This is a genomic window from Halalkalicoccus subterraneus (genome assembly GCF_003697815.1).
Classification (GTDB): Archaea; Halobacteriota; Halobacteria; order Halobacteriales; family Halalkalicoccaceae; genus Halalkalicoccus; species Halalkalicoccus subterraneus.
Genome location: NZ_RDQG01000006.1, coordinates 1 through 18,710, shown reverse-complemented (window position 1 = coordinate 18,710; position 18,710 = coordinate 1). Strand labels below are relative to the sequence as shown.

At 64.2% G+C, this 18,710-nt stretch carries 17 protein-coding genes and 1 pseudogene; 7 read left to right on the top strand and 11 right to left on the bottom strand.

All coding sequences use genetic code 11. The annotated features are described in order from the left end of the window. Positions 1–11: 11 nt before the first annotated feature. Positions 12–2,459 (bottom strand): efflux RND transporter permease subunit, encoded by a 2,448-nt coding sequence (locus EAO80_RS01195; RefSeq protein ID WP_122088122.1) that lies wholly within the window; start codon positions 2,457–2,459, stop codon positions 12–14. Beyond that, positions 2,459–4,093 carry a COG1361 S-layer family protein gene (locus tag EAO80_RS01190; RefSeq protein ID WP_122088121.1) on the bottom strand — a complete coding sequence of 545 codons (1,635 nt, stop codon included), beginning with the start codon at positions 4,091–4,093 and terminating at the stop codon, positions 2,459–2,461. The genes EAO80_RS01195 and EAO80_RS01190 overlap by 1 nt, the downstream gene beginning before the upstream one ends. 311 nt (positions 4,094–4,404) lie before the next feature. Here EAO80_RS01190 and EAO80_RS19345 point away from each other — a divergent pair, with 311 nt between their 5' ends. Together EAO80_RS19345 and EAO80_RS01185 are read left to right on the top strand one after the other, a co-directional pair. Next, positions 4,405–4,578, top strand: coding sequence for a hypothetical protein (locus EAO80_RS19345; RefSeq protein WP_162993824.1), 174 nt, complete (start codon positions 4,405–4,407; stop codon positions 4,576–4,578). A gap of 83 nt (positions 4,579–4,661) precedes the next feature. Continuing rightward, positions 4,662–5,417 (top strand): 23S rRNA (uridine(2552)-2'-O)-methyltransferase, encoded by a 756-nt coding sequence (locus EAO80_RS01185; protein WP_122088120.1) that lies wholly within the window; start codon positions 4,662–4,664, stop codon positions 5,415–5,417. On the opposite strand, the gene EAO80_RS01180 is transcribed toward EAO80_RS01185, so the two are convergent. After that, positions 5,414–6,121, bottom strand: a complete 708-nt coding sequence (locus EAO80_RS01180) for a queuosine precursor transporter (RefSeq protein WP_122088119.1) — start codon at positions 6,119–6,121, stop codon at positions 5,414–5,416. The two genes, EAO80_RS01185 and EAO80_RS01180, sit on opposite strands and share 4 nt — an antisense overlap. Beyond that, positions 6,108–6,284 carry a ribbon-helix-helix domain-containing protein gene (locus EAO80_RS01175; RefSeq protein WP_122088118.1) on the bottom strand — a complete coding sequence of 59 codons (177 nt, stop codon included), beginning with the start codon at positions 6,282–6,284 and terminating at the stop codon, positions 6,108–6,110. Before EAO80_RS01175 ends, EAO80_RS01180 begins: the two co-directional genes overlap by 14 nt. 81 nt (positions 6,285–6,365) lie before the next feature. Here EAO80_RS01175 and EAO80_RS01170 point away from each other — a divergent pair, with 81 nt between their 5' ends. After that, on the top strand, positions 6,366–7,097 hold the full coding sequence (locus EAO80_RS01170) for a DUF4397 domain-containing protein (RefSeq protein ID WP_122088117.1): 732 nt from the start codon (positions 6,366–6,368) through the stop codon (positions 7,095–7,097). A gap of 14 nt (positions 7,098–7,111) precedes the next feature. Here EAO80_RS01170 and EAO80_RS01165 read toward each other — a convergent pair whose 3' ends face one another. After that, the gene (locus tag EAO80_RS01165) at positions 7,112–9,775 is read right to left on the bottom strand and encodes a twin-arginine translocase subunit TatC (protein ID WP_122088116.1); all 2,664 of its coding nucleotides are present in this window, start codon (positions 9,773–9,775) and stop codon (positions 7,112–7,114) included. A 105-nt stretch (positions 9,776–9,880) separates the two neighbouring features. Between EAO80_RS01165 and tatC the strand changes: the two genes are divergently transcribed. Further along, a complete protein-coding gene (gene tatC, locus EAO80_RS01160) occupies positions 9,881–10,693 on the top strand; it encodes a twin-arginine translocase subunit TatC (protein WP_122088115.1) in 813 nt (270 codons plus the stop codon). A gap of 24 nt (positions 10,694–10,717) precedes the next feature. Here the strand turns inward: tatC and EAO80_RS01155 are convergent, their stop codons facing one another. From EAO80_RS01155 to twy1, 4 genes are all read right to left on the bottom strand, one after another. After that, positions 10,718–11,641, bottom strand: a complete 924-nt coding sequence (locus tag EAO80_RS01155) for a branched-chain amino acid transaminase (RefSeq protein WP_122088114.1) — start codon at positions 11,639–11,641, stop codon at positions 10,718–10,720. Between the two features lie 61 nt (positions 11,642–11,702). Then, the gene (ribB, locus tag EAO80_RS01150) at positions 11,703–12,362 is read right to left on the bottom strand and encodes a 3,4-dihydroxy-2-butanone-4-phosphate synthase (RefSeq protein WP_122088113.1); all 660 of its coding nucleotides are present in this window, start codon (positions 12,360–12,362) and stop codon (positions 11,703–11,705) included. Continuing rightward, the gene (locus EAO80_RS01145) at positions 12,359–13,063 is read right to left on the bottom strand and encodes a DUF120 domain-containing protein (protein ID WP_122088112.1); all 705 of its coding nucleotides are present in this window, start codon (positions 13,061–13,063) and stop codon (positions 12,359–12,361) included. The genes ribB and EAO80_RS01145 overlap by 4 nt, the downstream gene beginning before the upstream one ends. A gap of 66 nt (positions 13,064–13,129) precedes the next feature. Further along, positions 13,130–14,098, bottom strand: coding sequence for a 4-demethylwyosine synthase TYW1 (gene twy1 / locus EAO80_RS01140; protein WP_122088111.1), 969 nt, complete (start codon positions 14,096–14,098; stop codon positions 13,130–13,132). Positions 14,099–14,243: 145 nt separating this feature from the next. Between twy1 and EAO80_RS01135 the strand changes: the two genes are divergently transcribed. The 3 genes from EAO80_RS01135 (at position 14,244) to prf1 (ending at position 18,114) form a co-directional block, all read left to right on the top strand. Then, positions 14,244–14,867, top strand: a complete 624-nt coding sequence (locus tag EAO80_RS01135) for a MaoC family dehydratase (RefSeq protein ID WP_122088110.1) — start codon at positions 14,244–14,246, stop codon at positions 14,865–14,867. A 183-nt stretch (positions 14,868–15,050) separates the two neighbouring features. Next, on the top strand, positions 15,051–16,790 hold the full coding sequence (gene argS, locus EAO80_RS01130; protein ID WP_122088109.1) for an arginine--tRNA ligase: 1,740 nt from the start codon (positions 15,051–15,053) through the stop codon (positions 16,788–16,790). An 82-nt stretch (positions 16,791–16,872) separates the two neighbouring features. Next, the gene (prf1, locus tag EAO80_RS01125; RefSeq protein WP_122088108.1) at positions 16,873–18,114 is read left to right on the top strand and encodes a peptide chain release factor aRF-1; all 1,242 of its coding nucleotides are present in this window, start codon (positions 16,873–16,875) and stop codon (positions 18,112–18,114) included. A gap of 12 nt (positions 18,115–18,126) precedes the next feature. Here prf1 and EAO80_RS01120 read toward each other — a convergent pair whose 3' ends face one another. Further along, the gene (locus tag EAO80_RS01120) at positions 18,127–18,522 is read right to left on the bottom strand and encodes a DUF6276 family protein (protein ID WP_122088107.1); all 396 of its coding nucleotides are present in this window, start codon (positions 18,520–18,522) and stop codon (positions 18,127–18,129) included. Positions 18,523–18,561: 39 nt separating this feature from the next. After that, positions 18,562–18,710 (bottom strand): annotated as a pseudogene (locus tag EAO80_RS20960) (V-type ATP synthase subunit D); the annotation flags it as partial.

The window sequence follows — 18,710 nt, the reverse complement described above, 5'->3', positions numbered from 1 at the left end:
GCGTGCGCGCGTCACCGGATTCGAGCGGGTGACTCGCGGTCATCGCCGAAATAGCGCGCCCAGACGAGCAGCGTCGGCGGCAGGATCACGATCGAGAGTACGTACGAGTAAAGCACGCTGATCGACATCAGCAGACCGAACTGCCCGAGTAGCGGCGTGATCGCGAGCACGAGCGATCCGGCCCCACCGAGGGTGGTCAGCATGCTCGCGGTGAGCGCGCCGCCGGTTCCCCGAAGCGTGATCAGCAGCGACTCGTAGGCGTCGGCGGTGGCGTTGTACTCGTCGATAAAGCGGTGGGTGATGTGGACCGAGTAGGCGACCCCGACGCCGATCGAGATCGGCAGGATCGTCCCCGTCAGGACGTTGAAGGGGATCCCGAGGATCGGCATCGAGCCCGCGAGGACGGCGACGCTGACGACGATCGGGACGAGGTTCGCGATCCCGAGGGCGATCCGTCGTTCGAGCGAGTAGTAGATGGCCAGCAGGAACACCCCGGTGAACACCAGCGCGAGGACTAGCGACTCGATGGCCGACTGGAGGATGAGCGTCGAGACCTCCTGGAACACGACCGTCTGTCCGGTCGCGGTTCCCTCCAAGCGGTAGTCGTCGACCAGTTCGTTGGTGTCCTCGGTGACCTCGCCGCCAGAGGTGCCGGCCTCGACCGAGTAGACCAATCGGGTACTGTGCTGGTCCTCGGTGAGATACTGGCGGGCCTGATCGCCCGACTCGGAGGCGAGCAACGCGTCGTAGATCGCCCCGAGGTTCCGGTCGGGGACGCCGTTGTCGTTCAGGTCGTTTCGCTCGACGAGCGCGGCGAATTCAGGGTCGTTCTCGGCCCGGGTTTCGATGACGGAGATGATGCTCTGGGGCTGGGCCGCGCCCTCCTCGGTCACGAACGACGGCGGCGGGTCCTGGTTCGCGCGATGGATCGATTCGAGGGCGTAGTCCTGGCGCAAGGGCCCCTCGACGTAGACCGTCACCTGGTCGTCGTTGCCGCTCGCGAAGTTGTTCTGGAGGTAGTTGAGCGTCCCGGAGATGGTGTACTCTTGCGGTTGGATCCCCTCGGGGAGGTACTCGAAGTACACCGGCTGGTCGTCGGCGGGTAGGAAGTCCTCGTTATCGAAGGTCGTATCGACCGTCGTCGCCGAGAGGCCACCGCCGACGCTCACTAAGAGCGCCACCACCAGAATCGCGATCGGGGCCTTGCGGCCGACGACGGCCCCCAGCGGGAGGATCCGCCCGAGAAGCGACCCCTCCGAGCCGAGCGGCGACGTGCCGAATTCGGGGATCGGGCGGTTCTCGCGGGCGCGATCCATCGCGACCTTCGCGGCGGGCATGAACACGCCGAAGATCAGAAAGGCAAACAGCACGCCGACGCTCGCGACGAGCCCGAACTCTCGAATAGGTCCCAGGTCGCTGATGAGGTTCGCACCGAACCCGATCACAGTCGTTCCGGCGACGATGAAGAAGGCGACCAGAAGCTGGTGGGTCGCGATCGCCATCGCCTCGCCGGGGTCACGGTCGTCGGTGCGCTCCTCGCGATACCGGTTGATCGCGTGGATCCCGAAGTCGACCCCGATCGCCAGCAACAGCGGTGGGACCGCGATGAGCATCTCCGAGAAGGGGATGCCTGCGAGCCCCGTGAAGCCGAACGTCCAGATGATCGTCATTGCGAGGGCAACCAGCCCTAACAGCAGGTCAAACGGGTCCCGAAAGGAGAAGATCAGGAAGCCGAGGATCAACACGACCACGACGGGAATCACGAGCGCCAGCGAGTCGCCGATCACGGCCTCGAACTCGTTTTGGATGACACTCTGACCGAAAACGACGACGTCCCCACCGACCGAGTCGACAATGGCGTCGATCCGCTCCTGATTACCGGCCGGATCCGCCCGCTCTGTGTGAGAAACGGTCGCGATCGTCGCCGACGCCGAGGGGTTCTCCGGGTTGAAATCGTCGCTCAACAGCTCCTCGGCCACCGCCCCCTCGTCCGTGACCGACCGGACGGCCTCGCGGACCTCGCCGCGGGTCGCGCCCTCGACGGCGTCGATCTGCTGGGCGGTCGTCTCGGCGGTCGGATCGAGGGTGAGCGCGACGGTCTGGGCGAAACTCGTCGTCGATTCGACCCGGATCTCCGGGTCCTCCTCGAGGCGCTGTTGCAGGGTCAACATCCGCACCAGCTCCGCTTTCGTGAGGACGTTATCGCCCCGCTGGATCAGTTGAGTCGAGGGTTGGTCGTCCTGGAATGGGGGTTCGAACTGCTGGTTGACGTCGTCGAGGGCGTCTTGTGCCGGGACGTCCTCCGCGAACCCTTGTGTTCCCTCGTCGAGTTCGATGTTGCCGAGCCCGCCGGAGAACATCAGCGTCACCACCAAGAACAGCGCGATGACGACGCCCGAGCGCTCGGTGATCCAGTAGTTCGCCCGGTCGATTGCCTCCTCGAGGTCGAACCGCGACATTATGGCTCGTCGAAGGAGTTGTACCACTCGCGGGCGTCGTCGCGGAACCACCACGCCAGCGCGAGCAGAACGACCACCAACCCGACGACGACGAGCAGCCACGGCAGGCCGTCGTCAGCGGGCTCGTTCACCGTCACGGGGACTCGATACGTGCTCGAGAGCTGGCCGGAGTTCTCCTCGTCGTCGTACTGGAAGTCCATCTCGACGGGGTACGTCTGAGGATCGGCTCCGTCGGTTACCTCGAGGTCGAACCGTAGCACCTCCGTCTCGCCGGGTTCGATCTCGGGGACGAACGCTTCACCGTCGGCGATCGCGAGCGGGTCGTCGACAAACGTCTGGGCGCGGACGTTCGTGAGCGTCTGGTCGTAGTCGTTGGTCACCCGGATCTCGAGGGTGTCGGTCGTTCCGGGATCGAACGTAGCGTTGCCGAGCGTTTCGTTTCCGTCGGCCGAGGTGCCGGCCTCGAGCGCGAAGATCTCGCGTTCACCCTCAACATCGATGGTCGCATCGATCGGGTCGGCGGTCTGAACGTCACCACCGGGGTTCCGATAGCGGGTGTTCAACTGGACGGTCTGCGTGCCGGCTTCGGCCTCGCTGCTCACCGCAAGCGGGAACTCGAAGGAGGCGCTCTCGCCCGATTCGAGTGTGCCGACGGTGTACTGTGTCTCCCTCGGGTTGATGTTCTCGCTGAGTCCGACGGAGGAATCGCCGCCCCCGATGCCACTGAGGATGCCACCGAGCTGGCCGTCGCCACCGCCGCCGCCATCGCCGAGCGTCACGACGACGTTCTCAGCGGTGTTCGGTCCGTCGTTCGTGATCTCGCCGGTCATCTGGCCGTCCTCGCCGACCCAGAGCTCGCTGTCGACACCGTCGACGGAGAATTCCTGCCCTTCGCTCGTCGGGATTCCCGTTCTGAGCTGCCGGGAGGTCTGCTCGTTGCCGTTCTCGTCTAGGTACTCCACGGTCGCGTAGATGGTGTAGTCCTGTGGGAGCGCGTCCTCGTCGAGTTCGGCCACGAAGTCGATCGCCTCGGTCTCGCCGGCCGCCCAGTCACCGATGTAGATGTCCGTGCTCTGTGAGGTGATGTCGAGACCGGTGTCGGGTGCCTCCAGCGTGACGACGGCCTCGCTTGCGTCCTCAGGCCCGGTGTTCGTGATGTCGATCTGCGACTCGGTGCTGCTGCCGACGTTCACGTCCGAGGTTGCACCCTCAATAGCGAACTGCGAGGACTCCTCGACGACGATTTCGGTCGTGACCGTCTCGGTGGTCGTTATTTCGTCGGCCTCGTCGTCACCGTCGACTTCGGGCGTGTAGGTGTAGGTCAACTCGACTGGCACCTCGTAGGTACCCGGTGTGGCGTCACCGTCGACCGTGATGCCGAAACTCTCGGTCGTAGTCAGGCCCTGTGGCACCGTCCCGACGCGCGTCTCGGCGGTCGAAACCGAGATCGGCGCGTCGCCGGTCCCGAGTTCGGCGGTCACGTCGCGGGCTTCGGTGACCGCCTGCTCTTCTGCGTCCTCACCGTCCGTATCGATCGATCCTTGGTTTTCGAGCGTCACGGCGATGGAGGTGTCCTCGCCGGGCTCAACCGTGTTGTCAGGCGTGTATGCCTCGAATTCCGGACTTCCCTCCACCTGTGCGTACGCCGTTCCAGAAATTATCATAAAAAGGATAAGTATCCCAAGTACAACTCCCCGTCTTTCCATACGTGAAAGTTGAAACAAACTCACATCAATCTTCCCTTTCCCGGTCAGGACGAAAATGGCCCGTATCGCGTCCCAAAGTGCAGTTTTCCCGATCAACGATAGTTCCATACGAACGATCGAGATAGAACACGGATATCGAATCCATCATTGAAAGGGAATCGTTACTGGCGCGGTCACATAACGAATAAGAGATCTACGAGCGTTTAAGTTGTTCCGTCAATAACAACAGCTTGATCACGATGAGGAAGACACTGACAGCCGTTCTGATGCTTACGCTCTCGGCGGGGATGCTGGTGGCGATGGCCGGATCCGCGGCCGCCCAGCCCGAACTCGTTCTGCAGGTCGAGAGCCTCGGTCCGCTGCTCGAACTGATCGCCAGACTCTTCGAGATCGATATCTCGATCACAGGGTAGACGACCCGCGTCGTGCGTGTTTTTTGTCGTGAGTCGAACAGCGAAACCCTAAGCCGCTCGGCACCCTATGCACCGATAATCGAATGTCCGGAAAGGACGAGTACTACAACAAGGCGAAACAGCAGGGGTATCGCTCACGTTCGGCGTACAAGCTCGAGCAGCTCGACGAGATGGAGAACGTCCTCTCCCACGGGGACCGCGTCGTCGACCTAGGTGCCGCACCCGGCGGTTGGCTTCAGATCGCAAAAGAGCGCGTCGGTACGGGGAAAGTGATCGGCGTCGACCTCCAGCGGATCAGCTCGTTAGAGGGCGTCGAGACGATCAAGGGCGACATGACCGACGAGGACACGAGGAAGGAGATCACCGAGCGGATCGGTGAGGCCGACGCGGTCCTCTCGGACATGGCCCCGAACATGTCCGGCGAGTACTCGCTGGATCAGGCTCGCTCGGTCCACCTCGCCCGACAGGCGTTCGACACCGCTTGTGAGTTGCTGACCCCGGGCGGGGACTTCGTCGTGAAGGTCTTCGAGGGGAGGGACGTCGACGCGCTCAGAACCGATATGGAAGCCGAATTCGAGTACGTCCGTACGACCTCCCCGAAGGCCTCGCGCAAGGAGTCCTCGGAGATCTACCTCATCGCCAAGGGGTTCCTGACCGCGCCGGTCGAGGAGGGAGAGGTCCGGACCGTCGAGATCGAAGACGAAGGCAGCGAGGGCGACGGGATCGCCAAGGTCGACGGTTTCACCGTCTTCGTCTCGGGGGCAAGCGTCGGCGATCACGTCGAGATCGAGATCGAGGACGTGAAACCGAACTTCGCGTTCGCTTCGCGGGTCGATTAGTCGGCTGGCGTCGTCCGCACACCGGCCTCGCTGGAGCGAACCAACCCGACGACCGCGTACACCACGGGCGTATCCACGAGCGCGATCAGCAGTTTGAGTAGGTACTGCCCGACGATCAACGCCACGAGTTCGCCCGCCGGAAGCGCCGTACCGAACCCCACAACGGCAGGTGCGATCGAGAACGCCACGACGACGAAGACGACGGTGTCGAGTGCCTGACTGCTCACCGTCGAGCCGATGTTTCGCACCCAGAGTAGCTTCTCACCCGTCCGCTCGCGGATGCGATGGAAGACGGCGACGTCCCAGTTCTGGCTGACGAGGTAGGCGAGCAGCCCGCCGAGCACGACGTTCGTACTCGGAGCGAGCACCTGCGCGAACAGGTCAGGGTCGACGCCGGCGGGCGAGCCGGGCGCGAGGATCGCGAGCCACAGCAGTCCGAGCATGACGAAGATCATGGCGAAGCCGACGTTGACCAGCAACTGTGCCGGGCGCTTGCCGTAGAGCTCGGCGTAGCAGTCGGTCGCGACGAACGTGAGCGCGTAGGCGAGCACCCCCGCGGGAACGATTATCTCGCCGCCGACGACCGGCAGGTCGGTCGGAAGCGGCAACGCGAGGATCTTCACCGCGAGCAACTGGGCGGTAACCAACGCGGTCACGAACAGCGCCGCGAGGGCCAGTCGGGAGGAGTGCTCACTCCGCGTCATCGAGCCGTCCGTGGCGCGCGTCGATCTCGTCGAGGCTATCGAGCGTCTTCCTGACGGAGGCGCGAATCGCCTCGCTACGGTTGACGAACTTCCCCTCGGTGCCGACGTGGTCGTCGAGATCCGCGAGAAGCTCGTGGGGCACTTCGACGCTTATCTTGGGCATATCGGAGGAATATTCCCGGTCCGAAATACGTCCTTCGTTCCGCTATGTTTTATGAGGGTGCGTATCGAGTCAGGAACTGAAATGGTAGAGTACACGCGCAGAGCAGTGCTGGGGGCAGTGGGGGCCGGGCTGACGATGAGTGCGGGGGCCGGCGTCGCTGGCGCACAGGACGAGTACGAGGCCGACGAGGGCGCACGTGTCGTCCACCTCTCGCCGGACGCCCCGGCGGTCGACGTCTACATCGACGACGAGGTCGCCTACGAGGGCGTCGAGCCGTTCGCGACCCAGAGTGACTATCTCTCCTACGAGCCGGGCGAGTACACCGTCTCGTTCGTGCCCACCGGCGGCGACCTCGAGGAGGCGGTCCTCGAAACCGACGTGCACCTCGAATCGGGCGAGTACACCCTCGCGGCGCTCGGCGAGGTGTGTTCGACGAGCGGTCGATCCCTACAGATCCGCCAGTTCGAGGACGACAACAGTCCGACCGGGGCGGGCAACGCCCGAATCCGGGCGATCCACGCCTCGCCGGACGCCCCGGCGGTCGACGTCTCGATCGAGGGCGAGCGCGCCATCGAAGGGCTGGAGTTCGGCGAAGGGGACTACACGGAGATCCCGGCCGGCGAGACCATCGTCGGCATCCACGAGGTGGGCGACGACGACCCCCTCGCACGCTTCCGGATCGAACCCGAGGCAGGCAGCGTTTACAGTGGGTTCGGCGTTGGATACCTCGAACCGGAGAACGCACCCGAAGCGGCGCCGGATATCCCCTTCTCGCTGGCGATCGCGGAGGACGCCGCGCCCGGCGAGCAATAAAAAAGCCGTACCCGTCAACCGTCGAGCGGCTCGCGAAGGTCGATTCCCGCTCCGTCGTCATCCTCCTCGTCGCTGGACTCGTTCTCAGTCGGTGTCGAGTTTTCCTCGGCCGCGTCGTTCGTTTCCGTATCGTTCCCGCCGGTATCGGTCGTGTCGTTCGTGCTCCCGTCCTCGTCGACAGCCGAATCGTTGTCCTCGGGCGGAGTGTCGTTGGCGTCGCCGGACGCGTTATTATCGTTTGTGCCGTTCGTATCCGGTCGGTCGGCCGGGTCGGCCGAGGCGTTCTCGTCGATTTCCCCTTCGTTGGTGTCGTTGAGCATCCCGGCGATCCGACCGTCCTCCGAGACGAGCGCTCCGATCCCGCCGGTCATCGCGACCGCCCCGCCGACCAGCACGAGCGCGGCGACGATGAGCGCGAGCCACCGGGCGTTCCCGCCGTCGGTTTCGACGACTTCCTCGCCGAAGTCGCGCCGCCCGCCGAGGGTGATGGCCCAGAGTCCTCCGAGGCCGAGTCCGTAAGCCAGCATGGTCGGTATCGCGACGATGAACATCGTCAGCACGCTGACGGGCGTGACCAGTCCGGCGACCGCGAAGACGGCGATCGTCACCTCTCGCCAACGGTTTCGCATCGCGCCGTACGAGGCGACTTTCCCCCGAAAGAGCATCCACATCGTGAGCGGGACACAGGCGAGCAGACCGACGCCGACGGTGGTGTAGATGATCAGCCACGAGAACTTGCTGATCCGATAGGAGATGAGCATTCCACCCTGGACCGCGTCGTAGACGAGAAAGCCGATCAGGCCGGGGGCGATGTAGTAGTAGCCGAGGAAGGTTCCGATCCCGAGCGCGAGCGCGATGGTGATGGTCCACTCGTAGACGACCGAGCGCTGGCCCGTCGTCAGACCGCGCTCTTTCATCGCCGGCCAAGCGTAGTAGATCACCATCGGGAGGACGGCGAGCGCGCCCGCGAGCGTACTCACCTTGATGATGAAGATCAGCGTTTCGACGGGGTGGAGGTCGATGATACGGATGTCGTCGATGCTGACGACCGCCCGTGGCATCCGCGAGACGAAGTCCTGGGTGATGATGCGGACCCCGCCCATGTAGAAGAAGGTGAACACGCCGATGAGGGCGAGCCCGAAGACCGCGAAGATCCACAGCAGCCGCGAACGGAGGCTGTCGGCGATATACTTGACGTCGTAGATGTAGCCGCCGATGTCGTCCTCGTCCTTCTCGTCGGAGAACGCCGCGAACATCCCGGAGGCCGTCCCCGTCAGGACTCCGCCGACGTCCTCGTCCTCATCGTCATCGGTAGCGTCAGTGTCCGCATTCGCCGCCTCGCCCTCGGTATCGCCGACGGCCTCGGCCGTCGTTCCTTCGCTGTCGTCGGTCCCGTGAACCGCGTCGAACCGGTCGAGGATCGCCTGGGCCTTCTCGGGGTTGTCCGCCTCCATCGCGTCGCGGGCGAGCGCGAGGGCCTCCTTTTCGGTGAGTTCCTCGAAGGCCGCCGCGGGTGCCGCCTCGATGCCGGTCGCATCGAGCGTCGAGAGGTCGATCGCACCGGGATCGCCCATCCGGCCGGTCGAACCCGCAGGTGCCTCCTCGACGGAGCTCACGAGCAGGTAGAAGCCGACGAGCAGGAAGACGAAAACGAACAGGATCGCCGCGGCCCCGACCGCGAGCGCGACCTGCTGGGGGACACCGAGCAGCTCCTGGAGCCAGCGTGCCTCGGGCAGGACGATGTCGCGCGGCAGGAGGAACCGTTGGGTGGTGTACGTGAGGAGCCCGGAGACGAGCGCGGCGTACAGCCCCGTCGCGAGCAACAGCGGGATGCCGAACAGCGTGCCGACGTTCCGTTTGACCGTCCGCCCGACGTTCGCCCGTCCGCCGCGTTTGAGCGTGACGATGAAGCGCGTCATTCCGAGACTGAAGGCATACAGCACGATCAACGGCAGCGCCCACATGATCTGGGAGATCGGATCCGGCGGCGAGAACATCGCGCCGAAGACGAAGATCCCGACGATCGCGTGTTTCCACTTGTCCCGGAAGGTCTCGTAGGGGACGATCTCGGCGTAGGCGAGCGAGGTCATCGCGAGCGGCAACTGGGCGGCGAGCCCGAAGGAGATCGTCAACAAAACGAGAAGCTCCGTCCACATGACGATCGACCAGGTCGGATCGATCCCGACGTTGTAGGAGAACTCCGCGAGGAAGCCGAGAATGAGCGGGAAAAAGAGACCGTAGGCATAGGCGACGCCGGCGGCGAACAGCGAGATAGACATGAGCACGATACCGACGAGCTTCCAGCGCGCGATCGGGGTCTGGGGCCAGTAGCCGCGGGCTCTGAGTTCGTGCCGGGAGAGGTACAACAGGGGCGGGATGGCGATGATAATCCCCGCGACGATCCCGATCTTCGCCTGTAGCAGAATTACCTCGAAGGGCGTCGTGACGATGATCTCGTGTTGTGCGGCGACCTGAGCGGGCATCTCCGATTCGGTGACCGCACGCAGCCAGTCCCAGACGACGGCCCGCAGTGCGTAGAAGGTGCCCAGGAAACCGACGACGAAGATGATGAAGACCTTCTGGAGATGGGTCTGGATCGTCGACAGTACCGCGCCGATCGTCTGTCGCCCGCTGTCGAGACTCCGGGCGGTGTCCTCGTCGACGATCGAACTCGACATTCACCGACGATAGCCGACAGATAGTTATCAATCTTGTTCTCTCGATGTCCGCCGATAGGTCCGAGAAAGAAAGCCTATAACCGAGGGGACACGTATTCCCGGTGAATGGGCGAGCAGCGTGCCGACGATCTCGTCGCTGACGGCGGAACCTCGACAGCCGCCGCCACGGGCGACGAGGGTGACGTCGGGGGCATCTCCGCGCCCAGCGAGGACCAGGAGATGCCGCTCGCCGATCACATCGAGGAGATGATAAAACGGCTGGCGATCGTCATCGTCGTCGCCGGCTCGGTCAGCATCGTCGTCTTCCCGCTCGCCGACGAGCTCATCACCTTTCTGTGGTACTCCGTGCTGCCGGAGGGCAACGTCGCCCAGCCTCGCGTCTACGGTCCCCTCGAGTTCGTCCTCGCGCGGATCAAGGTCGCCAGTCTAGGGGGACTGATCATCGCGCTGCCGGTGATGGTCTATCAGACCTACCGGTTCATGCGCCCCGGCCTCTATAAAAACGAGCGCAAGTACTACCTCGCGGCCGTCCCGACGAGCCTCGTGCTCGCGGTCGTCGGCGTGCTCTTCGCGTACTTCGTGGTCCTGCCCGCCGTCTTCACCTACTTCCTCACCTACTCGCAAGACGCCGGGGAGATCGCGTTCGGGCTGGGCGATACCTTCGGGCTGATGTTGATCCTGATCGCCTATCTCGCCATCGTTTTCCAGATCCCGCTGATCATCATGCTCGCGATCATGATGGGAATCACCACCAGACAGTGGCTCACCGACAAGCGCCTGTACTTCTGGGGGGCGTTTCTGGGGCTGGCGTTCGTCTCCAGTCCTGATCCGACCGGCATGGCACCCATCATCATCGCGCTGACGATGGTCACCCTCTTCGAGGGAACCCTGCTGGTACTCAAGTGGGTCGGTCGCTGAAATGACAGCAGCTAGAGCGGCGTTTCAGACGTAGCTGAACCAGTCGTCGTAGTCGTCGGTCCGGCGCTCGACGACGTCGAAGAATCGCGACTGGATCTCCTCGGTGACGGGCCCACGTTCACCGACCGTGACGTTGTCGACCTGCTTGATCGGCGTGACCTCCGCGGCGGTGCCCGTAAAGAACAGTTCGTCGGCGGTGTGAAGCTCACCACGGCTGATCGTCACCTCGTCGTGGACGGTATACCCCAGATCGCGGGCGATTTCGATGACGCTGTTTCGGGTGATGCCGTCGAGGATGCTCTCCGAAAGCCCGGGCGTGTAGAGTTCGCCGTCGCGGACCAGAAAGAGGTTCTCGCCGGGACCTTCCGCGACGTTACCCTCCTTGTTCAAGACGAGCGCCTCGACGTAGCCCTCACGGCGGGCTTCCTCGCCCGCGAGCATGCTGTTGACGTACAGCCCGGTGGTCTTGGCGTTGGTGGGGATCTGACTCGAGGCGTGTTTGCGCCACGAGGAGACTTTCACCTCGACGCCTTCCTCGATGGCCTCCTCGCCGAGATACGCCCCCCACGGCCACGCCGCGATCGCGATCCGGGTGGGACAATCCCCCGGGCCCACGCCCAGACTGTCGTACCCATAAAAAGCGATCGGACGGATGTAACACGATTCGAGTTCCTGGCGGCGAATGAGTTCCTTGGTCGCCTCCTCGAGTTCCTCGGGCTCGTGGTCGATCTCGAGTCCGTAGGGCTGGCCCGAGTCGTAGAGTCGTTTCGCGTGTTCGTCCCAGCGGAAGATCGCCGGGCCCTCCTCGGTGTCGTAACAACGGATCCCCTCGAAGACGCCGGTACCGTAGTGGAGTCCGTGGCTCAGGACGTGGATCTGGGCGTCGTCCCAGTCGACGAACTCGCCGTCCATCCAGATCGTATCGACGTCCATCTCGTCGAATCCCATATCCGACCGGTCGAACCCCGCCGTAATGAGTGTGCGGTTTCCTCACGGTCGATGGAACGGGTCAGCGGAGCGTTCCGAGCAGGTCCCGCCCCTCGAGGTAGGGGAGGTCGTGGCGCTCGGCGTACGCCCGCGCGTCAGCGGGCGAGAGCGCTTCGCCCGTATGGTCATCAAGCATCTCGCAGACGACGACCGCGGGCGGCAGGTCCGCAGCCTCTGCGAGCGCGACGCCGAACTCGGTGTGGCCCTCGCGATCGTTGAGCAATCCCTCGGCGGCTCGCAGCAGGTGGACGTGACCCGGTGCGCGAAACGTCTCCGCGAACCCGTCGGGATCGGGGTCGCTTGCGGCCTCTGCAAGCGCCGTGATCGTCAGCGCGCGGTCGGCGTCGGTGATCCCCGTCCGGGTGTCGCGGTGGTTGACGGTGAGCGAGAACGACGAACGGTCGTCGTAGGCCAGATCGTGGTCGTTCGCAGTCGGGTGGTCGAGTACGTCCTGAACGAACGGGAGGTCGAGGGTATCGGCCACGCTCGAGGAGAGTGCGACACAGACCAGCCCGCCGGCGTCGTTTCGCATCCGCGCGACGTCCGCGGGATTGACCGCGCCTGCGGGGTAGATCAGGTCGGTCTCGCCCTCGCGCTCTGCGGCGTCGTGGATCAACACGGGCGAGCCGGCGCGAAACGCCTCGACGGCCCGTTTCGCCGAGTTCGTCTGTCGTTGAGTCATTTCTCTTCCACCCGGACGGTGACGCGATCCCCGTCGGCGAGTCCGAGTTCATCGCGGAGTTTCACCGGCGCGATCAGTTCGAGTTGGTCCTCGTCGTGATGGGTGCGCTCAGGGGCGATTACGTGGGCCCCGTCGTATTCGGTCTCCGAATCGGAGACGACGGTCGCCGGATAACAGACACAGGGCCCGTAGGTTCGGTCCTCGTCCTCCCAACCGTCGATGTGGATCGGCTCGAACGCCTCCATCGCACCGCGTCGCCGGAGGCTCTCCTCGTCGAGGTCGACGTTCAGAGTGCCCGGGAACGGCTCGTAGCCCAGTCGATCGCCGAACTGCGCCATGTAGCCCGGAAGCGAGATGTAGTGTTTCCCTTCACCCATCCCGCCCGTAACGCGCCCCTCGAGGGCGACGCTCGACCGTCCCTCGAAGAGGCGCCGGTAGGCGTCGTACTCCGCACGGAGCGCACGCTCGCCGGCCTCGGTGATTGCGATCCACTGGCCGTCCGTGATCGTTTCCCGGTCGATCAGATCGGCGGCTTCGAGCGCCTGTAATCGCCTAGAAGCGGTCTGACTCGACGTCTCTAACCTGTCGGCGAGTGCCGAACACGAGATCTTCGCCTCCCCCGAGAGCGCGCCGTCCAACCCCAACTGCCGGAGGGCGAGGAGTTCGTCGGACTCGATTCCCCGTACCGCGGTTTGGGACATACCTCGGGCTTCGGGAACGTTCGGTATAAGCGTATCGTGTTTGGGATGCGTACCGGAAATGAGATGCTAGTCGGCCGCGAGCGGGTCGTCCTCCCAGAACTCGCTTCCTTTCTTCAACTTCGGCACCCACGTCTCCTCGGTCTTCGAGAGCAGCGCGACCCGCGAGACCGGCACGTCGTTGAGGTACTCGTGGTCGGGCATGTACTCCCGAACGTCCTCGGCGAACGCAACCACGTCCTCGTGGTCCGGCATCGCAGAACGGTCGAGTCGGCCCTGTGAATGGCCAACGTGCATGTAGGCTTTGAGTTCGACGAAGTCGGGGTCGGCTCTGTCATAAAAGGCGGCGTACCAGTCGGGGTCATGCATGTTCTCGCCGCCGACGAGCGTCGTTCGGAGGACAGTCCGGGTGTCGTCTTTCCCGGCGAGGACGTCCATCGTGTCGATCAACCGCTCCCAGGCGTCGTCCTCGACCGACCGCACGACCCGGTCGAACGTGGCGCGCTCGGCGGCATCGACACTGACGTAGAGTTGGGTGGGATCACAGCGCGCGAGCATCTCGGGGTCGGTCCCGTTGGAGACGAGGAACGTGGTGATTCCTCGATCACTGAAGGCGTCGATGAGTTCCGGCAGATACGGATAGAGCGTGGGTTCACCGTCGAGCGAGATGGCGACGTGCCGTGGCTCCATCGACTCCTCGAAGACCTCCCGTGGGACCTCGTCGTTGCCGCCGAAGCCCGAGAGCAGTTTCTTCTGGAGCCGGATGCTCGCGTCGACGACGGCCTCGGGATCGTCCCACTCGACGTCGCCGAGTTCGTAGGCGTGACCCTGGTGATCGCGCCAGCAGAAGACACACCGCTCGTTGCACTTGACGACGGGCGTCATCTGGATGCAGCGATGGGATTCGATACCATAGAAGGCGTATTTGTAGCACTTTCCCTCGCCCCGCAAGGCGTTGGCAGTCCACCCGCAGGTCTGGGCGGCGGTGTGGTTCTCGCTGTGGTAGTCCGGAGAGGACACCTGCTTCGGGCCGCTCATGGGAACTCCGTTGGTGGGGCGCCCTGAAAAGCGCCCCGTTTAGGTTCAATGTACTTAAGGTGATCCTGCCACCATGGGTATATATGGCACACACTGTTCGGTCCACGTGTCGTCCACAACCCTCCGTTCTCAGAGGAGGGAACCGATGAGCGAGAGCGAAAGCGGCGAGGAGACGCCGATGGGTGAGTTCGTCGATTCGTGGTCGGACGCCTCGAAACACGTCGTCAACAGCTACGTCGAGGCCAATCGAGCGATCCTCGCGGGGATGGGTCTCTCTTCGCCCGCCGAAGCTGAACAGGATCCCGCCCCGATCACTTCGCTGACGTACGGTTCTACCGACTGGTCGATGGAGCGCTCTGTCGACACCAGGGAGGACCTCGCCGTCGGCGAGTACGTCGAGTTCACGAAACCCCTGACCGACAGGGACGTCCACGCCTTCGCACAGGCAAGCGGCGACACCAACCGCCTGCATCTCGACCAGCGCTTCGCCGAGAAGTCGCGTTTCGGCGGGCGAATCGTCCACGGGACGCTGGTCGCCGGACTGATCAGCGCCGCCCTCGCGCGCCTGCCGGGGTTGACGATCTACCTCTCGGAGAGCATGGAGTTCAAGGGACCGGCGCAGATCGGCTCCGTTCTGACCGCGCGCTGCGAGATCGTCGAGGACCTCGGTGAGGACAAGTACCGGCTGGCCGCGAACGTCACGACCGCCGACGGCGCGACGCTGATCGACGGCGAGGCGGTCGTGCTCATCGACGAGATGCCCTACTAGTCCCGCCGCTTTGTAACCGGAACCGGAACCGGAACTCCGGGCGGCAGCCACCACGTACGTACCGTATGGACGCAGTCGAGGTCTCCAGCGTCCGAGACCCTCTGATCGCGCTCGAACCCGCCGGCGAACTCGCCGGTCTCGCCGATTGAAAACGGCTTTATTCGACGCTCCTGAACGGCGAGTATGTTCCTTTCGTTCCGTGAGGAGGCCGCCGAAGCGCTCACGGAGGCGCTCACGGCGCTCTCGCTGCCGACCGGTGATCTCGGGCTCGAAGAACCGCCCGAAGACGTCGAGGCGATCCTCGCATCGAGCGTCGCCTTCCGACTCGCCGGCGAAGCCGGAAAGGCCCCCCCAGAGGTCGCCGGAGAACTCGCCGAAGCGATCGGCGTCGAGGGCTATGAGTACCTCGCGGGCGTCGAGACACAGGGGCCATACGTCAACTTCCACGCGAGCGACGCCTACTACGGGGAAACCCTCGAAACCGCCCGCGAAGGGAGCTACGGCCGGCTCGAACCAACCGGGAAGGAGGTGGTCGTCGAGCATACCAGTGCGAACCCCACCGGACCGGTCCACGTCGGCCGGGCGCGCAACCCGATCATCGGGGATTCGATCGCCCGGCTGCTGGATTTCGCGGGCAACGACGTCGAGCGCCACTACTACGTCAACGATGCGGGCCGCCAGATGGCCGTTTTCACCTGGGCCTACGAGACGTTCGAGGAGGGCGACCTCCCGGAACCCGACCGCGAAAAGGCCGACTACGACCTGGTTCGGTACTACCGCAAGGGGAATCGAGTGTTGGAGGAGGCCCCCGAGGAGGAGGTCGAGGCCGCCGAAGCCGAGATCCAGTCGATCATGCAGGGGCTTGAGGAGGGCGACGAGGCGACCTACGAGCGGGTCGAACACGTCGTCGACACGGTACTGGGCGGGATGCGCGAGTCCCTCTCGCGACTGCCCGCCGAGTTCGACGAGTTCGTCAAGGAGACACGTTTCATCCGCGATGGGAGCGTCGAGGACCTCGTTACCCGGCTCAAGGCCCTCGACGAGGCGGTCTACGAGGAGGACGCTTGGCAGCTCGACTTGCCCGACTTCGAGAAGAACCTCGTCTTCCTGCGCTCGGACGGTACCTCGCTCTATACGACCCGCGATCTGGCCCACCACGAGTGGAAGTTCGACGAGTACGACCACGCGGTGACCGTGTTGGGCGAGGACCACAAGCTGCAAGCACAGCAACTGGCCGCCGCGCTCGATCTGCTCGGCAACGACACCGACCGGTTGGATTCGATGTTTTACTCCTACGTCAACCTCCCGGAGGGCAAGATGAGCACCCGCGCGGGCACGGGTGTCGACCTCGACGACCTGCTCGACGAGGCGGTTTCCCGTGCGCGCGAGGAGGTCGAAACCCGGCTCGACGACCGGATCCGCGACGACGACCTCACCGAGGACGACATCGAGCGCATCGCCCGGCAGGTCGGGATCGGTGCGGTTCGCTACGACATCGTCTCGAAACAGCCCTCGAAGGCGATCACCTTCGAGTGGGATCGCGCGCTGAACTTCGAGGCCCAGTCGGCCCCCTACGTCCAGTACGTCCACGCCCGGACCTGTGGGATCCTCGGTGAGGCGGACGGCGAACCCGGTACGGTCGATCCCGCGTTGCTCGACAGCCCCGAAGAACGGGACCTGATCGAGGTGATCGCACGGTTCCCGGCCGTGATCGAATCCGCAGCGGAGGACCGCCAGCCCCATCAGGTCGCAACCTACACCCGCGAGTTCGCCGAAACGTTCAACGCCTTCTACCGGGAGTGTCAGGTGCTCTCCGAGGACGAGGCGCTCACCGAGGCACGCCTCGCACTCGTGGCGGCGTCGCGCCACACCATCGCAAACGCCCTCTCGGTTCTCGGGGTCGAAGCGCCCGAGTCGATGTGAGACGGCCGGTCGATGCCCCCGCCGAAGGGGACAACACGCCCGGTCAAAGGGTACTTACCGGCTGGACGGGCTATATACAGTAATGAGTGGTCAGGACACGGAGGAGTCCGATAGGAAGAAATACGAGTTCAGGCGGGTGATCGAGGAGCTGAACGACTTCGAGGGGTCGGGCACCCAGCTGGTGACGATCTACGTCCCCGACGACAGACAGGTCTCCGACGTGGCCGCCCACATCACCCAGGAACACTCCGAGGCCTCGAACATCAAGTCCAAACAGACCCGGACGAACGTCCAGGACGCCCTGACGAGCATCAAGGACCGGCTGAAGTACTACGATACCTATCCGCCGGAGAACGGCATGGTGCTGTTTTCCGGTGCGGTCGATTCGGGCGGCGGCCAGACCGAGATGATCACCCGAGTGTTAGAGAGCCCGCCCCAGCCCGTCGAGTCGTTCCGATATCACTGCGATTCCGACTTCCTGACCGACCCCTTAGAGCACATGCTCGCCGACCAGGGGCTGTACGGCCTGGTCGTCCTCGACAGGCGCGAGGCCAACGTCGGCTGGCTCCGGGGTAAACGCGTCGAACCCGTCAAGTCCGCCTCCTCGCTGGTGCCGGGCAAGCAACGAAAGGGTGGCCAGTCCGCCCAACGGTTCGCTCGCCTGCGCCTGGAGGCGATCGACAACTTCTACCAGGAGGTCGCAGGGATGGCAAACGACCTGTTCGTCCCCGAGCGCCACGACCTCGAGGGCGTGCTTGTCGGCGGTCCCTCGCCCACGAAAGACGAGTTCCTCGACGGCGATTACCTCCACCACGAGCTTCAGGATCAGGTCCTCGGGAAATTCGACGTCTCCTACACCGACGAGTCCGGCCTCTACGACCTAGTCGACGCCGCCCAGGACGCGCTCGCGGACGCCGAGGTGATGAAGGACAAGAACCAGATGGAGGAGTTCTTCAAACAGCTCCACGATGGCGGGCTCGCGACCTACGGCTTCGAGCCCACCCGCAGGAACCTCGTGATGGGGTCGGTCGACCGCCTGTTGATCAGCGAGGACCTCCGCAAGGACGTCGTCACGTACGACTGTGGAGCACAGGAGGAGTACGAGGTCGTCGACCAGCGTCACTCGACCCCCGAGCACGAGTGTGAAGACGGCTCCGAGGCCGAGGTCACGGAACGCGAGGACGTCATCGAACACCTGATCGCGATCGCCGAACAGCGCGGCACCGAGACGAAGTTCATCTCGACTGACTTCGAAAAGGGCGAACAGCTCTACGACGCCTTCGGCGGGATCGCAGGCATCCTCCGCTACGAGACCGGCGTCTAAACGCGCCGAAAGCTACCGAAGCAGCTGTACGAGCTGGTGTCGCCGGCGCTCGACGTCGAGTGCGAGATCGACGGTGGGATCGTTCTGCAGGTGGTCGAGCGCCGACAGCGGGTCGACGCCAGCGAGCTCGATGCGCTCGACGAGATCCTCGATCTCCGAGCGATACAACGCGAGCGACTCACAGAGCGTCACCAACAGCGCGAGCGCCAGCGCGGTGTCCGGATCGTCGGGCAGCCCGGTCGAGAGCGCTGTAACGTCCGAGGGGTCGTCGGTCGCGTCGGTCTCGGCGGGCGCGACTGTGAGACACGTTCGACAGACGGCGACGGTTTCTGGCTCGTCCGGTAGATACGCACCGAGATCGGATGCGGAAACGAGCAGCGTCTCGCCGCCGCAGGTAGCACAGTCCATGAAATCGAGAGGGGAAGTGGGATGAAAGCGGGTAAGTGATCAGTCGTCCGCGGGGATCGGCTCGCCCTCGGTCACGTCCGATTCCTCGGCTTCCTTCTCCTCTTCTTCCTTCTTGTCCTTGATCTTCTTCATGCGGAAGATCTCTTCGCGTTCCTGCTCCTCGAGTTTCTGCTCGATGTACTCCTGGT

Coding starts and splice junctions, on each gene's coding strand:
- EAO80_RS01195 (WP_122088122.1), bottom strand. CDS start 2,459: ATGTCGCGGTTCGACCTCGAGGAGGCAATCGACCGGGCGAACTACTGG.
- EAO80_RS19345 (WP_162993824.1), top strand. CDS start 4,405: ATGAGGAAGACACTGACAGCCGTTCTGATGCTTACGCTCTCGGCGGGG.
- EAO80_RS01185 (WP_122088120.1), top strand. CDS start 4,662: ATGTCCGGAAAGGACGAGTACTACAACAAGGCGAAACAGCAGGGGTAT.
- EAO80_RS01180 (WP_122088119.1), bottom strand. CDS start 6,121: ATGACGCGGAGTGAGCACTCCTCCCGACTGGCCCTCGCGGCGCTGTTC.
- EAO80_RS01175 (WP_122088118.1), bottom strand. CDS start 6,284: ATGCCCAAGATAAGCGTCGAAGTGCCCCACGAGCTTCTCGCGGATCTC.
- EAO80_RS01170 (WP_122088117.1), top strand. CDS start 6,366: ATGGTAGAGTACACGCGCAGAGCAGTGCTGGGGGCAGTGGGGGCCGGG.
- EAO80_RS01165 (WP_122088116.1), bottom strand. CDS start 9,775: ATGTCGAGTTCGATCGTCGACGAGGACACCGCCCGGAGTCTCGACAGC.
- tatC (WP_122088115.1), top strand. CDS start 9,881: ATGGGCGAGCAGCGTGCCGACGATCTCGTCGCTGACGGCGGAACCTCG.
- EAO80_RS01155 (WP_122088114.1), bottom strand. CDS start 11,641: ATGGGATTCGACGAGATGGACGTCGATACGATCTGGATGGACGGCGAG.
- ribB (WP_122088113.1), bottom strand. CDS start 12,362: ATGACTCAACGACAGACGAACTCGGCGAAACGGGCCGTCGAGGCGTTT.
- EAO80_RS01145 (WP_122088112.1), bottom strand. CDS start 13,063: ATGTCCCAAACCGCGGTACGGGGAATCGAGTCCGACGAACTCCTCGCC.
- twy1 (WP_122088111.1), bottom strand. CDS start 14,098: ATGAGCGGCCCGAAGCAGGTGTCCTCTCCGGACTACCACAGCGAGAAC.
- EAO80_RS01135 (WP_122088110.1), top strand. CDS start 14,244: ATGAGCGAGAGCGAAAGCGGCGAGGAGACGCCGATGGGTGAGTTCGTC.
- argS (WP_122088109.1), top strand. CDS start 15,051: ATGTTCCTTTCGTTCCGTGAGGAGGCCGCCGAAGCGCTCACGGAGGCG.
- prf1 (WP_122088108.1), top strand. CDS start 16,873: ATGAGTGGTCAGGACACGGAGGAGTCCGATAGGAAGAAATACGAGTTC.
- EAO80_RS01120 (WP_122088107.1), bottom strand. CDS start 18,522: ATGGACTGTGCTACCTGCGGCGGCGAGACGCTGCTCGTTTCCGCATCC.